The organism is Ruegeria sp. CK2 (genome assembly GCF_056536585.1).
The window spans coordinates 1-18,980 of sequence record NZ_JBQFPW010000002.1 but is presented as its reverse complement, the minus strand read 5'-3'; the positions used below and the strand labels follow the sequence as shown (position 1 = coordinate 18,980).

Sequence of the window (18,980 nt, the reverse complement as noted above, 5' to 3'; positions counted from 1 at the left end):
TTTACCCTTCAAATCCGTAATCTTGCTTAGCCTGTTCGGCCGAGATGAACCCGGCGGCTAGATCGCCTGCCACCGCGTCACGATCTCTTTGCTCGGGTGCGCCATAGCCGCCCCCGCCCGGCAGGCTGAGTCTCAGCCGCTGGCCGTTCTTGACCAGTTGCCGCCCCTTCGATCGCAGCTTTGTCCCGTCGGACAGCTCAACTGCACCAGCGCCACCGGCCAGCCCGCCATTGCGCCCACGCGCCGGGTTTTCCACCCGGTCAAACATTGCATTGAAGTAGAAATCATAACCCTCGCGCGGTTCGATCTCGATGGTCTGTCCCAGACCGCCCCGCAGAGCCCCTGCGCCGCCGGAGCCTTCGCGCAGGTCCTTGCGCCAGACGGTGATCGGTCCGACATGCTCGGTCGCCTCAACGCTCATGGTCGACACACCCGAGGGGAAGGCCGTGGCGCTCAGCCCGTCAAAGGCAGGGCGCGCACCGGTGCCGCCCGAGTTGAACATCAACACCTCGCGGTTCGGCAGCCCGCTTTCGGGGTCGGACGCACGTGCGGAAATCTGGATGTTCCACAGCGCGCTTGCGCCTTCAGCCGGAACCGTGTCGGGCATCGCCTTGTGCAAAGCGCCCAGAACCACATCGGGCACCAGATGGCCCATGACATGGCGCACCGACACCGGCGCGGGGCGTTTGGCGGCCAGTATGCAGCCCTCAGGCGCGGTGATCCGGAAGGGCTCCAGCGAGCCGGTATTGTTCGGAACTTCAGGCGCAATCGCGCACTTCAGGGCGTAACAGGCATAGGCGCGGGTATAAACCTCGGGGCAGTTCACGCCGAACCGGCTCATGCCCGATGTGCCCGCGAAATCCGCCAGCAGCTGATCGCCATCGACGCTGAGGGTCACTTCCATATGCACCGGCGCGTCATAGCCATCGACCTGCATGGTCTCGTGATAGGTGCCCGAGGGCACTTTGGCGATGGCCTCAAGCGTTGCCTTACGGCTGGTCTCGATGACGAAATCCGACAATGATTGCAGATCGTCGATGCCAAACTCATCCATCATCGCCTGCAGACGGCGGTCGCCCGCCTCGTTACAAGCCGCCAGCGAGTACATGTCGCCCACGGTCTGATCCGGCGTCCGCACATTGGCGCGGATCATCTCGATCAGCAGGGGCTGCACCTGACCGCGTTCGGCGAACTTGGTGATCGGGATCAGCAGACCCTCTTCGAACACCTCATTGCCATCCGGACCAAAGCCGCGCCCGCCGATATCCACCACATGTGCAGTACAAGCGAAATACCCGATATGCGCACCTTTGCGGAACACCGGAGTAACCACGGTGATGTCGTGCAGGTGGCCGGTGCCCAGCCACGGATCATTGGTGATGAACACATCGCCATCAAACGTGTTCTGCGGCCCGATCTGCGCGGCGAAATGCGTGACGCTCTCCGCCATCGCATTGACGTGGCCCGGAGTTCCAGTCACCGCCTGTGCGATCATCCGCCCCTCACGGTCGAACAGTCCCGCCGACAGGTCGCCCGCCTCGCGGACCGAGGTTGAAAAGGCCGTGCGGATCAGCGTTGTGGCCTGTTCCTCTACAACCGCAATCAAGCGGTTCCACATGATCTGATGATCGATATCTGACACACTCATCGCTTAAGCCTCCTTCGCCAGCAAGAGCATACTTCCATCGCCCTGCCCGACTGCGCGATAACCCGAAGTGACTACGGTTGAAGTTTCGGATTCGACGATGATCGCGGGGCCTTCGACGGCCTTTCCTGGTGTCATGCTCGACCGTTCAACCTCACGCGCCGCGACGGATTTGCGCAGGGCGGCGTCGAAAAACTCGCGCGTTTGCGCGACATTCGCGTCAGACCCGTTTTTGTAGCCGACGACAGGTTCGGCATCTGGCAAAACCGTGGACACTGTGAGAAGCCAGTTGGTGATCTCAACCGCCAACCCGTCGATAATCCGGCCAAAGAGTGTGCAATAAGCATCTTCAAAGGCGCTGAGGATCAGCGATACGTCGCTGTCTTCGAATTGTTTGTGAGGAAGCACCACGGGTATTTCCCAGCCCTGTCCAGAATAACGCATCTGCGCGGACAGACGGATTTCAGTTTCTGCACCCTTGGCGCCTTCGTCGACAAAAGCACGCGCTTCGGCTTCCATCTCGATCAACGCAGCGTTCAACGCCCCAGCGTCAAAATCGTCCAATCGCTGAAACAGCCCGCGTGTCGCCTCAAAACTGAACGGAGCCTTCAGGAACCCGATGGCCGAGCCTACACCCGCGCCCGGAGGTATGATCAGCGCCTTTATCCCCAGCTTTTCGCATTGGCGACACGCGTGCAGTGGCGCGCCGCCTCCAAAGGCAATCATGGTGAAATGCTCAATGTCGCGCCCGTTCTCAACTGTATGAACCCGCGCGGCGTTGGCCATGTTCTCGTCAACCAGTTCAGTGATCCCAAAAGCGGCATCCCTGGCAGAGAGGTTCAATTTCGTGGCGGCTTTTTCGGATTCTGCAATTTTCAAAGGGATAGCGCCCCCGGCAAAATTATTCGGATCCAGTCGGCCTAGCAGCAGATTGGCATCGGTCACGGTTGGCTCTGTCCCGCCACGCCCGTAGCAGGCCGGTCCGGGTTCGGACGCCGCCGAGCGCGGCCCAACTTGAAGACGCCCCATCCTATCCACAGAAGCAATCGAACCGCCCCCGGCTCCGATCTCGACCATCTCCACAACAGGCGTCGACACAGTCATGCCCGAGCCTTTTTTGAACCGATAGGTTCGCGCGACTTCAAACGTATTGGCCGTCTTGGGCGCGCCATCTTCGATCAAGCAGATTTTGGCGGTGGTTCCGCCCATGTCGAAGCTGAGCACTTTGTCCAGACCGTGTGCCCGTGCAAAATCAGCGGCAAAGATTGCCCCACCGGCCGGGCCGGATTCCAGCAGCCGCACGGGCTGTTCCGCAGCGGTTTCGACCGAAATCAACCCACCGCCAGAATGCAGCATAAACACAGGCGCGTTCACGCCCATTACACGCAGGCGGGCCACCAAACGGCCCAGATAGTCGGCGACTTGCGGCTGCACATAGGCGTTTGCGATCACGGTGTTAAACCGAGGCAGTTCCCGCATCTGCGGCGAGATCACCGAGGACAGGGAAATCGACAGGTTCGGCATTGCCTTGCTCAGCGCCTCGCCCATGGCGACCTCATGCGCGTCATTGGCGTAGGCGTGCATCAGACCGATGGCAACCGCCTCGAACCCGCCCGCTTTGATCGTGTCGACCATCGCGTTGACCTCGGACAGATCCAGCGCCAGAAGAACCTTTCCGTCCGGGCCCATGCGCTCGTTCAGGGTAAACCGGTCCTGACGCGGCACCAGCGGTTTGGGCAGGTTTAGGTTCAGATCGTATTGCTCGAACCGGTTTTCCGAACGCATCTCAATCACGTCCCGGAACCCTTCGGTGGTGATGAAAGCGGTCTTTGCACCGCGCCTTTCAATTAGCGAGTTGGTCACCAGCGTTGTGCCATGAATGACCTGCCTAATATCACCCAATGCAATGCTGGCCTGATCCGCGGCTTTGACGATGCCGTCCAAAATCGCCTGTTCCGGTTGGCTATAGTTGGTGAGGACTTTGCAGGTAGATAAACCGCCGGGATGCTGCAACGCGACATCCGTAAAGGTTCCACCAATGTCGACGCCGACGCGAATATCAATCTTGCTCATGGGACTCTAAAGGCTCTTGAGGATTTGGTTGGCCGTGAAAGCCGTCTGATACAGACGGGACATAATCGGGGCTGACGGAACGGTCGAAAGCTCGGTCATGGGCAGCGGAAGGTCTGCCGGGTCCATGCCCGAGATCAGATTGGCCATGCACTCACCAAAGATTGTGCCAGTTGTGATGCCACGCCCATTGTAGCCAATTGGGGTCAACAGGTTCGGGGCCAACTGATAGATGCGCGGCAGGTGGTCCGGAGTCATGGCGATCTGACCGTGCCAGGCCTCTTCGAATTCAACCGGACCCAGTTCGGGATAAAGGCGGGCGAGGTTCTTTTTGGCCCAGCGATGCGATAGCCCGCGCCCGACTGAGCCCACAACCGTACCCATGGAACCGATCACCAGGCGATCATGTGCATCACGTCGTATACTAAACATGATCTGGCCTGTATCCCAGATGCCCTGACGACCCGGAAGAATATGAGACATGTCTCCTTTCAGTGGTTTCGTAGCCAACTGAAAATAGTGGATCATGGTGAACACGCGGTTCAGGTCAGGCCACAAAGTGTCGCTATATGCATTTGTGCCCAGCACAACATAGTTGGCACGGACCGTACCCTTGTCGGTTTCAACAACCCATTTTTCGCCGTCGCGTCGTAGGTTGGTCGCGCAAACACCGGTGCTGATTTCGGCTCCTGCGCCTTTTGCTGCACGCGCAAGCCCTCGGCAATAGCCCATCGGGTTGATTGTGCCAGCGCGGTGATCCAGTAGGCCACCATAGAAAGCGCTTGTTCCGGTTTTCTCGACCATTTCATCTGGCGAAAGCAAATCGACCGGCTCTCCCAGACGCGCCCACTCGGCATGACGCGCTTTTAGGTCCTCGAAACCGGACGGCGCGTGCGCGGCGTGAATGGTACCTGTCTTGGTAACTTCGCAGCGAATCTGGTGTTTTTCGATAAGATCAAAAACTTGTGCCGGCCCTTCGCCAAACCGCGTGACGAAGCGCGGCCCGTACTTGTCCCCCAGCTTTTCCCGAACAGCGGCAGGGGGGTGCCAGACCCCGGCGTTGACCAGACCCACATTGCGACCCGAGCCACCAAAGCCGATATACTTGGCCTCGAGCACATGGGCACTCAGCCCCTTCTCCGCACAAAAAAGCGCTGTTGAAAGACCCGTGAAGCCCCCACCAACGATTGCGACATCCGTCTCCGCGTCGCCGGCCATCGGATTGCGAATATCCGGTTCCTCCGCGGACATATCCCAAAGAGAGATTGGGCTGTCTGTACTCATGCGCGGGCACCCTCTTTTCTAACTACGAATACGCCATACAGTCTGGTGATTCCTGTTATCCTAAGTTGCAACGAAGCCGACTTTGTGTCAATATACGAAAAGCTTGTTTTAAATATCGGAACAGTAGACATGGCCCAGCTTAAAAAAACAGCAGCTCAGATGGTGCAGGAATCACGTGATCGAATTGAAGAGATCGAAACAGCGGAACTAATCGCGATGGTCGGCGACCCCAACGTGGTTGTTGTAGACATCCGTGACGTACGAGAACGTCAGCGCAACGGTTTCATCCCGGGCAGTTTCCACGCGCCGCGCGGAATGATTGAGTTTTGGGTTGACCCCGACAGCCCTTACCACAAAGACGTATTCGCCCAGGAAGGCAAGAAGTACGTCTTTCATTGCGCCTCTGGTTGGCGCTCGGCCATCACCGTTGCCACCCTGCAGGACATGGGATTTGAAGCCGCCCACCTGAAAGAAGGCTTTAGCACGTGGGAAAAATCCGGCGGTCCTGTCGAAAAGAAGGACTGATACCTGGCAGAGGCTGCGGGCTAAAGTTGGCGCAGCTTCTGCGTCACGCTTTCTGCGGCGTGATGAACCAATCTGCCTAAACGGTCTTCTCCGCCTTCACTTAGGTTGATGTCGGGGAGTGAGATGCCAAGGGCGGCGATCGCCTCTCCATCTGGCAAAAGGATAGGTGCGCCAAAACTTAGAATACGATCGCGGAACTCTCCGCGGTCAAAGGCATAACCCTGTTTACAAGTTTCCTGTACATCTGCCTCTAGTTCATCCAGCGTCGTCAGGGTTTTGTCAGTGTATCGCGCCAATTGACCATTCAGCTTTTCGCGGAATTGCTCAAAATTGCTCGACAGAATGGCCTTGCCCGTTCCGACACAGTAAATGGGCGCACTTCCACCCACGGGGTTCCAAGATCGGATAGGCTTCAGGCTTTCAACCTTGTCAATATAGATGACATTCAAACCTTCCGGCACAGCAAGATAGATAGCTTCGCCCGTTTCTTGACTTAGATACGCCATCTCGGGGGCAGCTGCGGCACGCAGATTCAGGTTTTCGACGGAACTGCGCCCAACTTGCCAGGTTTTCAAGGTTGCAGCATATGTCTTGTCATCAAGGTGTTTGACATAACCAAGCGTGTTTAAGGTCTGCAAAAGACGAAATGTATTAGATTTCGTCAATTCCAGTTCGCGGGAGAGCTCAGTTACACCCTTGCTACCCTGAGACGCAGCGAGGTTTTCCAGAATAGCCAAGCCTTTGGACAGAGTAGAATCGACCTTAGGTTCTTTGGGTGTCTCGCTCACTGCTTATCCTTTCCTCGCAACTTGTGCTGTATAGCAGAACGCGAAGCGTCTTCAAACGCAGGTTGGTCATGAACAATCAAATCAGGAACCTCTCCTTCATAGCGCTGCATATCGACCATTGTAGAATGTGAAGCCGGACTTTGGGTCAGGCTCGACGTGCGCATGTCATGGGTCAGTACGTTCGGGTTGCCATGCCGGTCACGGTCCTGTGGTGCGTCATAGTCGGGGTCATACCAGGCGCCGGTCCACAAAAATACACAACCCTTCAAAATATCAGTTGTGATGCGTGCGCCCGCTAAACAACGACCTCGATCGTTGAACAGTTCTACGATATCGCCGCCTGCAATACCCCGTTCCGCCGCATCGTCCGGATGGATCAGAACCGGCTCGCGCCCCCGTATTTTCCGGCTCAGGCTATAGTCGCCATTGTCTAGTTGAGAGTGTAACCTTGTGCCCGGTTGACCGGACAGCAGATAGAGAGTCTGTTTGCCCGCAGCGGCATCTCGAGGCTGAAACCATGTCGCGTGTCCCTTACAGTCGTCCAAATGAAACCCGGCAATACGGTCCGAATAGATTTCGATGCGGCCACTTGGTGTCTGCAAAGGGTTCGCTTCGGGGTCCTGCCGGAACTCAGCCATAAAGACCTGAGTGGGCGACGGGTCCTTCAGCTCAACAACATCACCGCTGATGAACGTCTGCCAGTCAGGAATACTCTCTCCGGATGCGCTGGCTGCCTTTTGCGTCTGATCCCAGATACGGCGCAACCAACCGTCACTGTCTAGCCCTTCGGAGAACTGCTCCGCAGTTCCCAGACGTTCAGCGAGATCAGCATAGACGTCGAATTCTGCCCGCGCTTCCCCCGGAGGTTCTGCACACGCAGGCATGGGCACCAGAGCATTGTCTGATTTGCCACCGCCAAAATCCGTGCGCTCCTGCGGCGCTGCGACAGGTAAGACAATGTCTGCGTGACGAGCCGTCGAAGTCCAGTTCAACTCGTTCACAATGATGGTTTCCGGTCGCTGAAATGCCCTGTGTAGACGCCGCAAATCCTGATGGTGGTGAAATGGATTCCCTCCAGCCCACCAGACCATGCGAATATCCGGGAAAACACGGCTCTCCCCGTTGTACTGGTACTCCTCGCCCGGATTGAGAAGCATCTCTGTGATCATTGCCACCGGAATGAAATCCGAAATCGGGTTTTTACCCTGAGGGAATGTACCCCAGCGGAAGGGGCGCTCGATGTTTCCTATATTGGCGTTCACACCATATCCAACGGTATAACCACCGCCGGGCAACCCGATCTGTCCCAGCATCGCAGCCAAGGTAACCGCCATCCACAAAGGCTGTTCACCGAAATCCGCTCGCTGAAGCGCCGCTGCACAAGTGATCATGGTACGGCCTGCTGCCATCTCGCGTGCGAGGGATGTAATGCGTTCCGCTGGAACACCGGATATCGCAGCCGCCCATTCCGCTGATTTTTTGACCCCATCGGCCTCGCCGCGTAGATATGCCGCCATCTTGTCAAACCCGACCGTGTATCGATCGAGAAACTCCGGGTCATGAAGCCCTTCGGACAGTAAGGTGTGTGCAAGTCCCATCATAACCGCTGTGTCGGTGCCGGGTTTTGGCGGCAACCATTCGGCCTTGATCTCATCCGCAGCATCACTTTTCAGCGGGCTGCAGTTCACGAACTTAACTCCAGCTTCAGAACAAGCCTTCAGATTGTCCATCATCCTGTGCTTGGCAACACCACCGTCACTGACCTGCGTGTTCCGCGTGGCCATACCCCCGAACATTACGACAAGATCGGTGTGTTTGGCGACGACCTGCCAACGGGTCGCCTGTGCAACATGGGTCCGGAACGGCCCTGCTATATGGGGCATCAGTACTAGTGCAGCATTGTAGCTATAGTTACCCTCGGACCGGACGAACCCGCCCTGCCCGTTTAGGAAACGCTTAAGCTGGCTTTGAGCATGATGAAAACGGCCCGCGCTGGACCACCCATATGACCCGCCATAGATAGCTGTGTTGCCAAAGGTTTGACGTATTCGGGTCAGCTCGGCGGCAATTAGCTCCAGCGCGTCATCCCAGCTGACCTCGACAAAACTGTCGCGCCCACGTACGCCCTCGCCTTCCAGCCATCCGCGACGGACAGCCGGACGCAATACGCGCGCGCGACCATTCAGACTTGAGGCAATATTGCGGTTGATCTCTGAAGGATTCGGGTCGTCAGGATGCGGGTGAACCGCGGCCAGTTTGCCGCCCTTTGTTTCTGAAATACCAGCACCCCAATGGTTTCCGGTCAGGGTCCGGGTCGTCTCTGCGGTCACGTCTTTGTTCCGGTATAAAGTACTGTCTTTCCGAATATTGACACAAAACTGGTGGGCTGTCATCATGCTGAACAGCATTAGAGGGCACAAAAGTGCAAGACATCCCACTTAATCTAGCAGACTGCCTTGTGCAGGATGGACGTCCCGATCGTGTTGAGGGTCGACATGTTAATATGCCGATAGAACTCGGCTCAACAATGGTTTTCGACAGCTTTGCCGAATTCGCTGCTGCACGCGATGCGCGATATGAAAGCGGCACACTCTATTATGGGCGCTATGGCAATGCCGCGACCTTTAAGCTTGAGCAGATGCTGGCAAAACTTGAAGGCGCCGAAGCGATCACGCTGACATCCTCTGGCGTGGCCGCCATCACAACGTCGCTGATGGCGCTGACCCACCCCGGCTGCCACGTTCTGGTCGCAGACAACGTTTACGGCAACACCCGCGTCTTCTGCGACGGGCTGCTAACCCAGCAAGGGGTCGAGACCGAGTACTTCGACCCGATGATCGGCAGTGCAATCAGCGATCTGATCCGCGCCGAAACCGCTGCTATTATGTTTGAAAGCCCGGGCTCCGGCACGTTCGAGATGCCAGATATCCGGGCCATCGCAGCAGCGGCGCAATCTTCAAATGTGCCCACGATCGTCGACAACACATGGGGAACGCCCGTTTTCAGCCAACCCCTGTCATGGGGCGTCGATGTCGTTGTCTACTCAGGCAGCAAATACATCTCGGGCCACTCGGACTGTATGCTGGGGATAACCGCCAGCAACGCCGCTTATGCAAAGATCATTCGCAAAGCGGTGATGCAGGTCGGCGATAAAACCGGCGGTCAGGAAATCCTACTCGCCCTGCGCGGGCTCAGAACACTGAAGCTGCGGATGGAGCATTTCGACAAAGCCGGTCGCGAAATGGCAAGGTGGTTTGGAGATCAACCGCAGGTGAAAACCGTTCTGCACCCGGCGCTGCCCTCCTGCCCCGGGCATGAAAACTGGGAGCGGGATTTTACCGGCGCTGCCGGGCTGTTTGGCGCCATCTTCCACACCACAAGCGAAAGCGCCGTGCATCGCTTTGTCGATGCGCTGCACCATTTCGGAATAGGTGTCAGCTGGGGCGGATATGAAAGCCTCGCCCTGCCGGTCACGCCTGTGCGCACAGCGACCGAGTGGTCGGAAACCGGCCAGCTTGTCCGTTTCAATATCGGGTTGGAGGACCTTGAAAGTCTGAAAGCAGACCTCGCCAACGCCCTCCCCCTGCTTGATCAGTAAGGATTTGAGAATGCTCAACAAGATCGACCATTTTGCCATCGGCGCAGACACTCTGGCCCAAGGCGTTGCGGCCATGAAGGACGCGCTGGGTGTCGAGGTGCCTCAAGGCTCGAAACACGATGCGATGAGCACGCATAACTGCGTCATGCAGGCAGGGAACGAGAGCTTCTTTGAACTGATCGCAATCGACCCCGATGCCCCCGATCCGGGCCGGGTCCGCTGGTTCACCCTGGATGATCCCGCAACGGAAGACCGGCTGAACGCGCGCCCTCGGGCGCTGTGCTGGGTGGTGAACACCGATGATCTGGATGCTGTCATCGCCGCCAGCCCGGTTGATCTGGGCGAAGTTGTCCATTTCCAGCGCGGCGACCGCAGCTGGCGTCTGACCGTGCCAAAAGACGGACACCTGCCGGAAAACGGTCTGCTTCCGGCCTTCATCGAATGGTCCCCCGGTCCGCACCCATCGACCGGCCAGCAGAACCTGGGCGTGACGCTTTCGAAGGTCCAAGTGCAGACGCCGGATGCGGCTCGCCTGAAGGACATTTTCGAGAAACTTCAAATCTCGCATCTAGCAGAAGTTTCCGAAGGCTCCACCGCGCTTTCTTTTGTTCTGGAAAGCCCAATCGGTACGGTTACGCTCGACTAAAACGGAGGTGCCAATGGCGATCACATCGGTCGACCTGTCACAAAAACCAGAGGTTACTGGCTTTTTTGATCCGGGGTCAAACACCATCACCTATGTTGTGCGCGACCATGGCTCGACAGCTTGTGCCATTGTCGATCCGGTAATGGAGTTTGACCTTGCAGCCGGTCGCCTGACCTTTGAAAGCGCTGATCAGGTCATTGCTTACATTCGCGAGAACGATCTGACCCTTGAGTGGATCATCGAGACACATGTCCATGCCGACCACCTGTCAGCCGCGCCTTACCTGCAGCAGGAGCTGGGCGGCAAGATCGGCATAGGCGAGCATGTACAAACCGTTCAGGACACGTTTGGCAAAATCTTCAACGAAGGCACAGAGTTTCAGCGGGACGGATCGCAGTTTGATGCTCTTTTTGCGGACGGCGAGGCGTATCAGCTGGGCGGCATGTCCTGCTTTGCGCTTCACACACCGGGTCACACACCCGCCTGCATGGTCCATGTGATCGGTGACGCCGTTTTTGTTGGCGACACACTGTTCATGCCGGACGGAGGGTCAGCGCGCGCCGACTTCCCGGGTGGCGATGCCGGGCAGCTTTATGACTCGATCCAACGGGTTCTTTCGCTGCCCGATGAAATGCGGCTTTTCATCTGTCACGATTACGGCCCCGGAGGGCGAGCGATTGCGTGGGAAACCACAATTGGTGAACAGAAGGCCAAGAACATCCATGTTGGCGGCGGCAAGTCGCGGGAAGAATTCATCAAGTTCCGCACCGAACGCGACGCACAGTTGGCCGTTCCAAAGCTAATCCTGCCATCGCTTCAGGTGAACATGCGCGGCGGTGAGGTGCCCGAGGATGACGAGGGGAACATGATGCTCAAGACCCCCATTAACAAGCTGTAATTCCCAAACCACCACTCACAAAAAAACAAACCGCCCATCTGGTTTCAGATGGACGGTTGCTTTTGCAGTTGCGGATCAAGGAAGGTTGGGGAGAATTACCGCTCTGCAACTTTCATACGCCGCTTGAGATATTCTCCGTACTGGCCAAGGCCAAACAGGAACACCCAGTAGATCGCGGCGACAAAGGCCAGCACTTCGATGTAATATGGCGCCCATTCACCGGTACCGAAGGCCGCATTGGCGGAGGCGAGCACATCAAAGAACCCGATGATGATCACGATCGCGGTTTCCTTGAAGGTCACAACTACGTTGTTGACTGTGGCAGGCAGCGCGTGACGGAACACCTGCGGCAGCACAATGCGCCCCAGAATCTGCCAATAGGTCAGACCCAGCGCCTTGCCCGCTTCGAACTGCCCCTTGGTGATGGCCTGAAAACCACCACGCAGCACTTCGGCCTGATAGCAAGCGAAGAACAAGCCAAAAGCAATGATCACGCGCCAGATCTTGTCCCCTTCCAGCCAACTTGGCAGCAGGATCGGGATCACCACTGCGGCTGTGAAAAGGGTTGTCAGCAACGGTAGTGAGCGGATCGTGTCGATCACCAGCGAGGCAAACCCGCGCACGACAGGCATCTCGGACCGGCGCATCAACGCCAGACCCAGCCCCATCGGCATCCCGATCAGAACAACGCTGGAGAACAGGAACAATGTCAGAGCCAAACCGCCCCATTGGTCCGTAGTGACCTGCGGCAGACCCAACAGGCTGCCTTCCATCAAAAGGAAGTAGGTGGCAAAGCCCACGATCCAGAGGGTCGACAGGCGCTTGGCCGTCCAGGTCCAAGGAAAACACGAAATGATGACCGTGCCAATAATCGACAAACAGGCCAAGGCCGACCGCCAGTGTTCGTCGTACGGGTAAAGACCAAACAGGATCAGCCGGTGCCGGGCATCAATAACCGACCAACACGCCCCGCCATGGCCACATTCCTCAACATTGTCCGCGCTCCACACCGCGTGAAACACACCCCAACTGAGCGCCTGCCATACCAGCCATGTGAGGCCTGCGAAGACTACAACCGTGATGATCGAATCCGTCGGCGTGGTGAACGAGCGGCGGCGGAATTTCTCCCAGTCGAATTTCTTGTTAAGTACCGCGTCAGCCATATCAATGCGCCTTCAGTTTTAGGCTTTCGTTCAGCCAATTGATGAACTGAGCAATCGAGAAATTGACCAGTAGGAACGCGCCCATGAGGATGGCGATCAGTTCCAGCGTCTGCCCGGACTGCGTGATCGAGGTCGAGACGATGTAGAACAGGTCAGAGAACCCGATGGCGACACCGATGGTTGTGGCTTTCATGATGAAAATCCACTGGTTGCCAAGCGGCGGAATAATCGTCCGCAGCGCCATGGGCATCTTGATCCGTGCCCAGATCGCACGTTGGGTCAGCCCCAACGCCTCACCTGCCTCAACTAGGCCTTTGGGCACTTCGGCAAGGCCACCGCGTACGACCTCGGCGATATAGGCTGAGCCATACAGCGTGATGGCGATGATCATGACCAGCAGTTCTGGTGAGATCGTCAGGCCACCCTCAAACCGCAGGCCCTTGAGCGCGGGCCATGAAATCGCGCCCTCACCCGCCGGAACTGTCAGGCCGGTTGCGACCAGAATCATGAAAAAGCCCAAGCCGATCAGCGCCAGAACGATCTTGGCAAAGCTGATCTTCATCCGCGACAAAAAGAATGCTGCAGCAATTAGAACCAACGCCATGACAAGAGCGACTGTCAAAGACACGTTCAGCAGCGGAATCATCAGCCCGCGATTGGACAGGAAAATCGCTTCCCCAAGGTTCATCGCCTGCCGAGGCCCCGGTAGGTGAATCATAACGGCATACCAAAAGATGCCCTGCAGGATCAGCGGAATGTTCCGGAAGGTCTGGATATAGACCGTCGCAGCAGTTTTCAGCGCCGGGTTCCGCGCGTCTCGGAATGTCCCGATGAGAAACCCAAAGACCGTGGACAGCACAATCGTCAGAGAGCCCAGGAAAACAGTGTTAAGAAACCCGATGGTCAGAGTTCGGGCGTAGCTGTCGTTGATATCCCGGTCGATCAGCGAGAAAGAGTAGGACCAGCCGGTTGACCGTTCAAGGAAGCCAAAGCCGCTGGCCAGACCCAGCGCATTCAGATTGACCTTGGCACTTTGGATGGCGCTGATGACGATCAGCGCAGAAAACACGATCAGCGCGCTTTGGATAATCAATTTGCGCCTGTTGGCGCGCGCCTTCAGTTCGGATGCGTCCATGGCTCTTAATCTTCTGATTTTAGGGGAGAATGCGGGGCCGCAACGTCGCGCGGCCCCGGGCTAAGTCAGCGCTTAGTCAAGCTGCGGGGCGTACAGAACGCCGCCGTGGCTCCAGAGGTTGTTCAGACCGCGTTCCAGTTTGTACGGGCTGTTGTCACCAAGGTTGCGGTGGTAAATCTCGCCATAGTTGCCGACGGCTGCGATCATCTCTTTGGCCCATGTGTCACGGATGCCCAGACGCTCACCCATGCCCGGCTCTGCACCCAGTAGGCGCGCGATTTTCGGGTTCGGCGGGTTGGCTGCCATTTCTTCGACATTCTCCGAGGTGATGCCTTCCTCTTCGGCAATCAGCAGAGCGGCCAACATCCAGTTGGTGAAGTCGACAAAGTCTTCGTCCCCCTGACGCATCGCGGCCGAGATCGGCTCGTTCGACAGTTGGTCGTTCAGGATCACATGTGCGTCGGGGTTTTCCATCTCGGTGGCACGCAGAACCGCCAGGAATGGACCCCAGGCGACAAAGCTGTCACAGCGGTTGGCTAGATAAGCCGCACGTAGTTCCGATGCTTTTTCATAGCTGACCATGGTGTGCTCAACGCCAAGGCTTTGCAGATAATTTGCCGCAATACGCTCGATCGTAGTGCCGGCTTCGACACAGATTGTGCCGCCTGCCAGATCTTTTGCTTCGGTGATCCCCAGATCACCATGCGCCATGAACTGAGCACCACCAAAGAAATAGGGGATTGAGAACTGCAGACCCAGCTCAGTGTCACGGCCCATGGTCCAGCCAGTGGCTTTGATGATGACATCCACATCACCCGATTGCAGCGCAGGGAAACGCTGCGCCCAGCTCAATGGGACGATCTTTGACTTATCCGGATCGCCCAGCAGCGCTGTCGTCATCGCGCGGCAAAGATCGATATCCAGGCCTCTCCACTCGTTTTTATCATTCACTTCGACAAAACCGAAATAGGAACCGTTGTGCCCCGAGCACAGCAAGGTGCCGCGGTCCTGAATTGCTTTGATAGTAGGGCTTTCTGCCATCGCCAGACTTGGGAATGTGAGCCCCGCGGCAACGGCCAATCCAGCCGCTAAACCTTTGACTTGCATTTTTCTAACTCCACTGTTGTTCTATATTTCGGCACAGATGTGTCGATATAGAGAATGGACAACTTGCCGCAACGAGTCAACAGTTTCGAGAGTGGGGCACGCAGTTGAACTCAAAAACCACGGAATCTTCGCTCAGGTTTTAGGCGCGTAGCGAGTGCCCGTGATTATGTTTTCTCCGGTTTCATGGAAGATCAGGGCGCGGCACTCGAAAGATGAAGTGTATAGCAGAGCTTGGAACCACGCGGAAAATTCGCTCGTTGAGGATTAAACACGAATTTGCACGACTTGATTGCCTAGCGCCCTAGGATTAAACTGGAAATTCACGAGGAATACATAGATGTCAAAAGCCGAGACCAACGAACAATCCGCACCTTTGATTGACGAGCAGCTTTGCTTTGCACTGTATTCGACGTCGCGTGCTATTACGAAAAAATACTCTGGCATCCTGGACGAACTAGGTCTTACCTACCCGCAATATTTGACTATGCTTGTTCTCTGGGAAAAGGACGGCAGGAGCGTCCAAGAAATCGCTGATTGCCTTGAACTTGAGGGGGCAACTACTACGCCCTTGCTGAAGCGCATGGAATCGCTCGACCTCGTCCAGAAGAAACGCAGCAAAGAAGATGAGCGTAGATTTGAGGTGTTTCTTACGAAAAAAGGTCACACAATGCGCGCACGTGCCCGGGATGTTCCAGAGCGTCTTGGATGTGCGTTAGGCGTGACGGATAGCCAGGTCGATACGTTGATGAAACACCTTCGCGACCTTCGTAGAACCATGGGATAACGCAAACATAAGCCAAGCTCATGATCTTGTTACTTGACTAGTGCACTAGCTAATATCTATTACCTAGCGCACTAGCTTTAACAAGGAGCGCCTACTATGAAACGTCGAACACTACTAAAAGCAGTATCCGCCGCAGCATTCGCAATCGCTATTGGCTCTGCCACCTATGCACAGACATTGACCGCAAAATCCGTGGTGCTCGTCCACGGTGCGTTCGCGGACGGCTCAGCTTGGAACCGGGTGACACCATTGCTAGAGGACGCAGGGCTCAACGTTATTGCCGTCCAAATTCCACTCAGTTCGCTGGAAGCGGACATCGAGGCCACAAACCGAGCAATCGAAAGACTCGAAGGACCCGTTGTACTGGTTGGGCATTCCTGGGGCGGCATGGTCATCACTGAAGCTGGCCTGAAGGACAAGGTACAGTCTCTAGTCTATGTGGCGGCATTTGCACCGGACGAAGGGCAATCGCTTGGCAGCTACACCGCAGATTTCCCCCATGCTGAAGGGCTCGATCACCTGGATAAGGACCCTGCAGGTTACTATCGCCTGACCGACAAAGGCGTGGCCGAACACTTCGCTTTCGACCTGCCCAAAGAAGAGATCGCTGCGATTGCTGCCTCACAAGGTCCGATCAACAGTGCATCGTTGGGTACACCGGTGAAACATGCGGCCTGGAAAATCAAGCCCAACTTCACCGTGGTTTCAACGCAGGATCGAATGACGCACACAGATATACAACGTGCACAGGTCGACAAGCTGAACGCAAAGGCGGTTGAAGTCGACACCAGTCACGTCCCGATGCTTACTTATCCCAATGTCGTCGCCAACATGATTATCGAAGCTGCCAAGTAATCGGAAATCAAGGGAGAATGACAATGAAGGAACTACTCAAACTATGTTTGGCGGCCACGTTGGCCTGCTCCGGCATGGCCTTTGCAGAAGACGCTCGGACAGGGGTCTATCCGGCTGGAAACGTTCCCATCGCCCCCTACTCACCTGGAGTGAAAACCGCCAATGGTTTCCTCTATGTCTCGGGCCAAATTGCCTACGTCAACGGCGAAATTCCTGAACATGCGCGCGACGGCGAAAACGACATTCAGGATCAGACCAAAATCGTGATGGAGAACATCCGCGCCGTGCTGAGTGAGGCCGGATACGACTTCAACGATGCGGTTCGCGCCACCGTCTTCGTGACCAACATGGGCAACTACGGTGCGTTTAACGAGGTTTATGGCACCTATTGGAAGGAAGGTGACATTCCGCCTGCCCGCGCGGCTGTTGAAGTTGAAGCGTTGCCTGGCGGAAAATCAGGTGCACCGGTTTTGGTCGAAGTGGCGCTTATTGCCTATAGGTAAGACCAGAACAAAAGAGTGAAGACCACATCCTGACCAGACAGAGCCGGACCTGTTTCCGGCTCTGCCTTCCAATCTTCAGGAAACAAAATGAGAACTGCTCAATCTTACCTCGACGATGCAACTGCTGTCGTCAAAAAATGCCTCCAGCTGAGGCTGTAGCTATTCACGCAAAAGGCGACGGCGTGTTCATCGACGTGCGCGACACAGCCGCGATTCAAGAAACCGGAACCATTGCCGGCGCTACATGTATTCCTCGCGGCTTCATCGAATTGGCCCGACATTGGCCGCGATTTCCTGGATGATCACAGGTAGCTATTTCGGCCTAATGGTGGGATGGTGGTCGTCAGTGTGATCATGTTGCTGTCATTAGTGGCCGCAGCACTGATTTCTTCAAAACGAAACACCAATTAACAACCAAAACTGAGAGTTCGTTGAGGCAGTGGAAAGCCAAAAAGCGGACATCTGTTGCGTCGCAGAAAATTGGAGATTTGGGCTCCTTTGGAACCTTCGCCGCGCTCTGTTCAAAGGTCCGTTTCTTGTTTTCTCGAAAACACTACAACACAAAACGCCCGCACAGTGCTCTGGGATATAAACCGCCGGCCCCAGATACCATCGTTCAAATGGACCAAAGGCCGGTCATGCACTAACAATCAAATTGGACCACACAAGTGGGGCTGATCACCGAACCCACGGCGGCTGCCTGCTACTGAGGACAAAGAAAATGCAAGCACCAGAGTTAGACGTCACGGAATGGTTCAACACAGACACTCCCCTAACTCCCGTCTGGGATAGGGGGGAGCTGACGTAAATAAAGAACAACAGCATCCAAATCGTTTTTCGACATCACGGCATAGTGGTGGTAGCCCATGGGGGGGAGCATCTTGGACCCATCAGGACGAATACCTTCAACTATCATGGCTTTTAGTTCTTCGTCGGTGTAACTTGCAAGACCATCTTCGTGGGTTGTCAGGTTGGAAGACACGGACGTACCCCATGGCCCGTGAAACTCAAACCCTCCCGCACCGAGATGCGTTTCGAACATCGGACCTTCTGCACCCATGGGTGTATGGCATTCGATACAATGCGCAACCGGACCTGCGAGATATTCGCCATATTCAACACTTACCGCTTCCGGAGGCGCCGTGACGCTTTCAACCGGCGGCCCATAAGCTGCAGGAAGCGGGATGTTATACGTCGAAAACGGTGTTTCATTCTTGCTGGCGCGTAGCGTGCGCAGGAAGGCTACAATCGAATACACGTCATCGTCAGAAAGCCCTCTATAGAGGGTCATCGGCATAGGTGGCCCGATCACAGAACCATCAGGTCGAATTCCCTCTCGGATCGCCGTTGCAAGCTCCTCATCAGTCCAGCCAGCAACGCGGCCACCCGGTGTGATATTTACGGCCCAAGCTTCGAAAGCGGGGTTCTTTTCAACCATGAACCCGCCCAATTCATTTTCCATGTCAGGTCCATTAGGGGTTTGTGGAGTGTGGCAGTTTCCACATCCTGCCGGTCCTCTTACGAGGTATTCTCCTCGTTCGATAGACGGCTCCGCACTAACACAAAACGCAGCTGTAGCCATCACAACAGTAATAAATCCTAGTCGCATCATTCCTCACAAATAGAAATCAACTGACCTGTTGGCGTCAGTGTGTTCCTGGGCCCGGCACTTGTGTGGTCCCATAATCCACATTAGCTCAGTGGTGTCAGAGGGGGCGAGTGCACGTTGGGATCCTGAATTGATCATTTATCCTCAGAATTTGAGTTCCATTTTGAGGTTTGCGGTGTTGATGTTTGTGTTTGATGAGAAGCGGCCCTGGTAGCTTGCGGAGAGGTTGAAGCGGTCGGAGCCGAACAGTGTTGCGCCCAGTTCGATATCGCCGAACAGCCGGTCCAGCTCGGTGGTGTTGGTGAAGCTGCCGGTTCCGGTTGGAGCGTTGATGAAGTCCGCGGTGATGGTGTGGGTATCATTGACGAAG

The 18,980-nt window shown here is 56.1% G+C and carries 17 protein-coding genes and 1 pseudogene; 8 read left to right on the top strand and 10 right to left on the bottom strand.

Annotation, left to right across the window (positions count from 1 at the left end):
• Position 1: 1 nt before the first annotated feature.
• Genes ACR0BU_RS03300 through ACR0BU_RS03290 form a run of 3 tightly spaced genes read right to left on the bottom strand, consistent with a single transcriptional unit; the run spans position 2 to position 4,999 of the window.
• Entirely contained in the window at positions 2-1,648 is a 1,647-nt protein-coding gene (locus tag ACR0BU_RS03300) for a hydantoinase B/oxoprolinase family protein (RefSeq protein WP_480736277.1), read from the bottom strand.
• 3 nt (positions 1,649-1,651) lie between these two features.
• Entirely contained in the window at positions 1,652-3,718 is a 2,067-nt protein-coding gene (locus ACR0BU_RS03295) for a hydantoinase/oxoprolinase family protein (protein ID WP_480736279.1), read from the bottom strand.
• Between the two features lie 6 nt (positions 3,719-3,724).
• Positions 3,725-4,999, bottom strand: a complete 1,275-nt coding sequence (locus ACR0BU_RS03290; RefSeq protein WP_480736281.1) for an NAD(P)/FAD-dependent oxidoreductase — start codon at positions 4,997-4,999, stop codon at positions 3,725-3,727.
• A gap of 129 nt (positions 5,000-5,128) precedes the next feature.
• Between ACR0BU_RS03290 and ACR0BU_RS03285 the strand changes: the two genes are divergently transcribed.
• The gene (locus ACR0BU_RS03285; protein WP_480736282.1) at positions 5,129-5,524 is read left to right on the top strand and encodes a rhodanese-like domain-containing protein; all 396 of its coding nucleotides are present in this window, start codon (positions 5,129-5,131) and stop codon (positions 5,522-5,524) included.
• Positions 5,525-5,544: 20 nt separating this feature from the next.
• Here the strand turns inward: ACR0BU_RS03285 and ACR0BU_RS03280 are convergent, their stop codons facing one another.
• Complete coding sequence (locus tag ACR0BU_RS03280; protein WP_480736283.1) at positions 5,545-6,312, bottom strand: IclR family transcriptional regulator; 768 nt, start codon at positions 6,310-6,312, stop codon at positions 5,545-5,547.
• Complete coding sequence (locus ACR0BU_RS03275; protein WP_480736284.1) at positions 6,309-8,642, bottom strand: molybdopterin-dependent oxidoreductase; 2,334 nt, start codon at positions 8,640-8,642, stop codon at positions 6,309-6,311. The genes ACR0BU_RS03280 and ACR0BU_RS03275 overlap by 4 nt, the downstream gene beginning before the upstream one ends.
• Positions 8,643-8,734: 92 nt before the next feature.
• Between ACR0BU_RS03275 and metC the strand changes: the two genes are divergently transcribed.
• The 3 genes from metC to ACR0BU_RS03260 are packed head-to-tail and all read left to right on the top strand — an operon-like array spanning position 8,735 to position 11,454.
• Positions 8,735-9,910, top strand: coding sequence for a cystathionine beta-lyase (gene metC / locus ACR0BU_RS03270; protein WP_480755726.1), 1,176 nt, complete (start codon positions 8,735-8,737; stop codon positions 9,908-9,910).
• A 10-nt stretch (positions 9,911-9,920) separates the two neighbouring features.
• On the top strand, positions 9,921-10,556 hold the full coding sequence (locus tag ACR0BU_RS03265; protein ID WP_480736285.1) for a VOC family protein: 636 nt from the start codon (positions 9,921-9,923) through the stop codon (positions 10,554-10,556).
• Between the two features lie 13 nt (positions 10,557-10,569).
• On the top strand, positions 10,570-11,454 hold the full coding sequence (locus ACR0BU_RS03260) for an MBL fold metallo-hydrolase (protein WP_480736287.1): 885 nt from the start codon (positions 10,570-10,572) through the stop codon (positions 11,452-11,454).
• 95 nt (positions 11,455-11,549) lie between these two features.
• Here ACR0BU_RS03260 and ACR0BU_RS03255 read toward each other — a convergent pair whose 3' ends face one another.
• The 3 genes from ACR0BU_RS03255 to ACR0BU_RS03245 all read right to left on the bottom strand — a co-directional run bounded on the left by ACR0BU_RS03255 (position 11,550) and on the right by ACR0BU_RS03245 (position 14,859).
• Positions 11,550-12,617 (bottom strand): amino acid ABC transporter permease, encoded by a 1,068-nt coding sequence (locus ACR0BU_RS03255; protein ID WP_299891708.1) that lies wholly within the window; start codon positions 12,615-12,617, stop codon positions 11,550-11,552.
• A gap of 1 nt (position 12,618) precedes the next feature.
• Entirely contained in the window at positions 12,619-13,752 is a 1,134-nt protein-coding gene (locus ACR0BU_RS03250) for an ABC transporter permease subunit (protein ID WP_480736289.1), read from the bottom strand.
• 72 nt (positions 13,753-13,824) lie between these two features.
• Positions 13,825-14,859 carry an amino acid ABC transporter substrate-binding protein gene (locus ACR0BU_RS03245; protein ID WP_480736290.1) on the bottom strand — a complete coding sequence of 345 codons (1,035 nt, stop codon included), beginning with the start codon at positions 14,857-14,859 and terminating at the stop codon, positions 13,825-13,827.
• Between the two features lie 337 nt (positions 14,860-15,196).
• Here ACR0BU_RS03245 and ACR0BU_RS03240 point away from each other — a divergent pair, with 337 nt between their 5' ends.
• From ACR0BU_RS03240 to ACR0BU_RS03225, 4 genes and pseudogenes are all read left to right on the top strand, one after another.
• On the top strand, positions 15,197-15,643 hold the full coding sequence (locus ACR0BU_RS03240; RefSeq protein WP_299891700.1) for a MarR family winged helix-turn-helix transcriptional regulator: 447 nt from the start codon (positions 15,197-15,199) through the stop codon (positions 15,641-15,643).
• Between the two features lie 96 nt (positions 15,644-15,739).
• On the top strand, positions 15,740-16,498 hold the full coding sequence (locus ACR0BU_RS03235) for an alpha/beta fold hydrolase (RefSeq protein ID WP_480736293.1): 759 nt from the start codon (positions 15,740-15,742) through the stop codon (positions 16,496-16,498).
• Positions 16,499-16,521: 23 nt separating this feature from the next.
• Complete coding sequence (locus tag ACR0BU_RS03230) at positions 16,522-17,001, top strand: RidA family protein (protein WP_480736295.1); 480 nt, start codon at positions 16,522-16,524, stop codon at positions 16,999-17,001.
• 545 nt (positions 17,002-17,546) lie between these two features.
• Positions 17,547-17,648: pseudogene (locus tag ACR0BU_RS03225) on the top strand (integrase core domain-containing protein); the annotation flags it as partial.
• A 125-nt stretch (positions 17,649-17,773) separates the two neighbouring features.
• Here ACR0BU_RS03225 and ACR0BU_RS03220 read toward each other — a convergent pair.
• Both ACR0BU_RS03220 and ACR0BU_RS03215 read right to left on the bottom strand, forming a co-directional pair.
• On the bottom strand, positions 17,774-18,463 hold the full coding sequence (locus tag ACR0BU_RS03220) for a c-type cytochrome (RefSeq protein WP_480736296.1): 690 nt from the start codon (positions 18,461-18,463) through the stop codon (positions 17,774-17,776).
• A gap of 291 nt (positions 18,464-18,754) precedes the next feature.
• Positions 18,755-18,980 (bottom strand): hypothetical protein (locus tag ACR0BU_RS03215; RefSeq protein ID WP_480736297.1); only part of this gene is annotated, 226 nt, incomplete at its 5' end.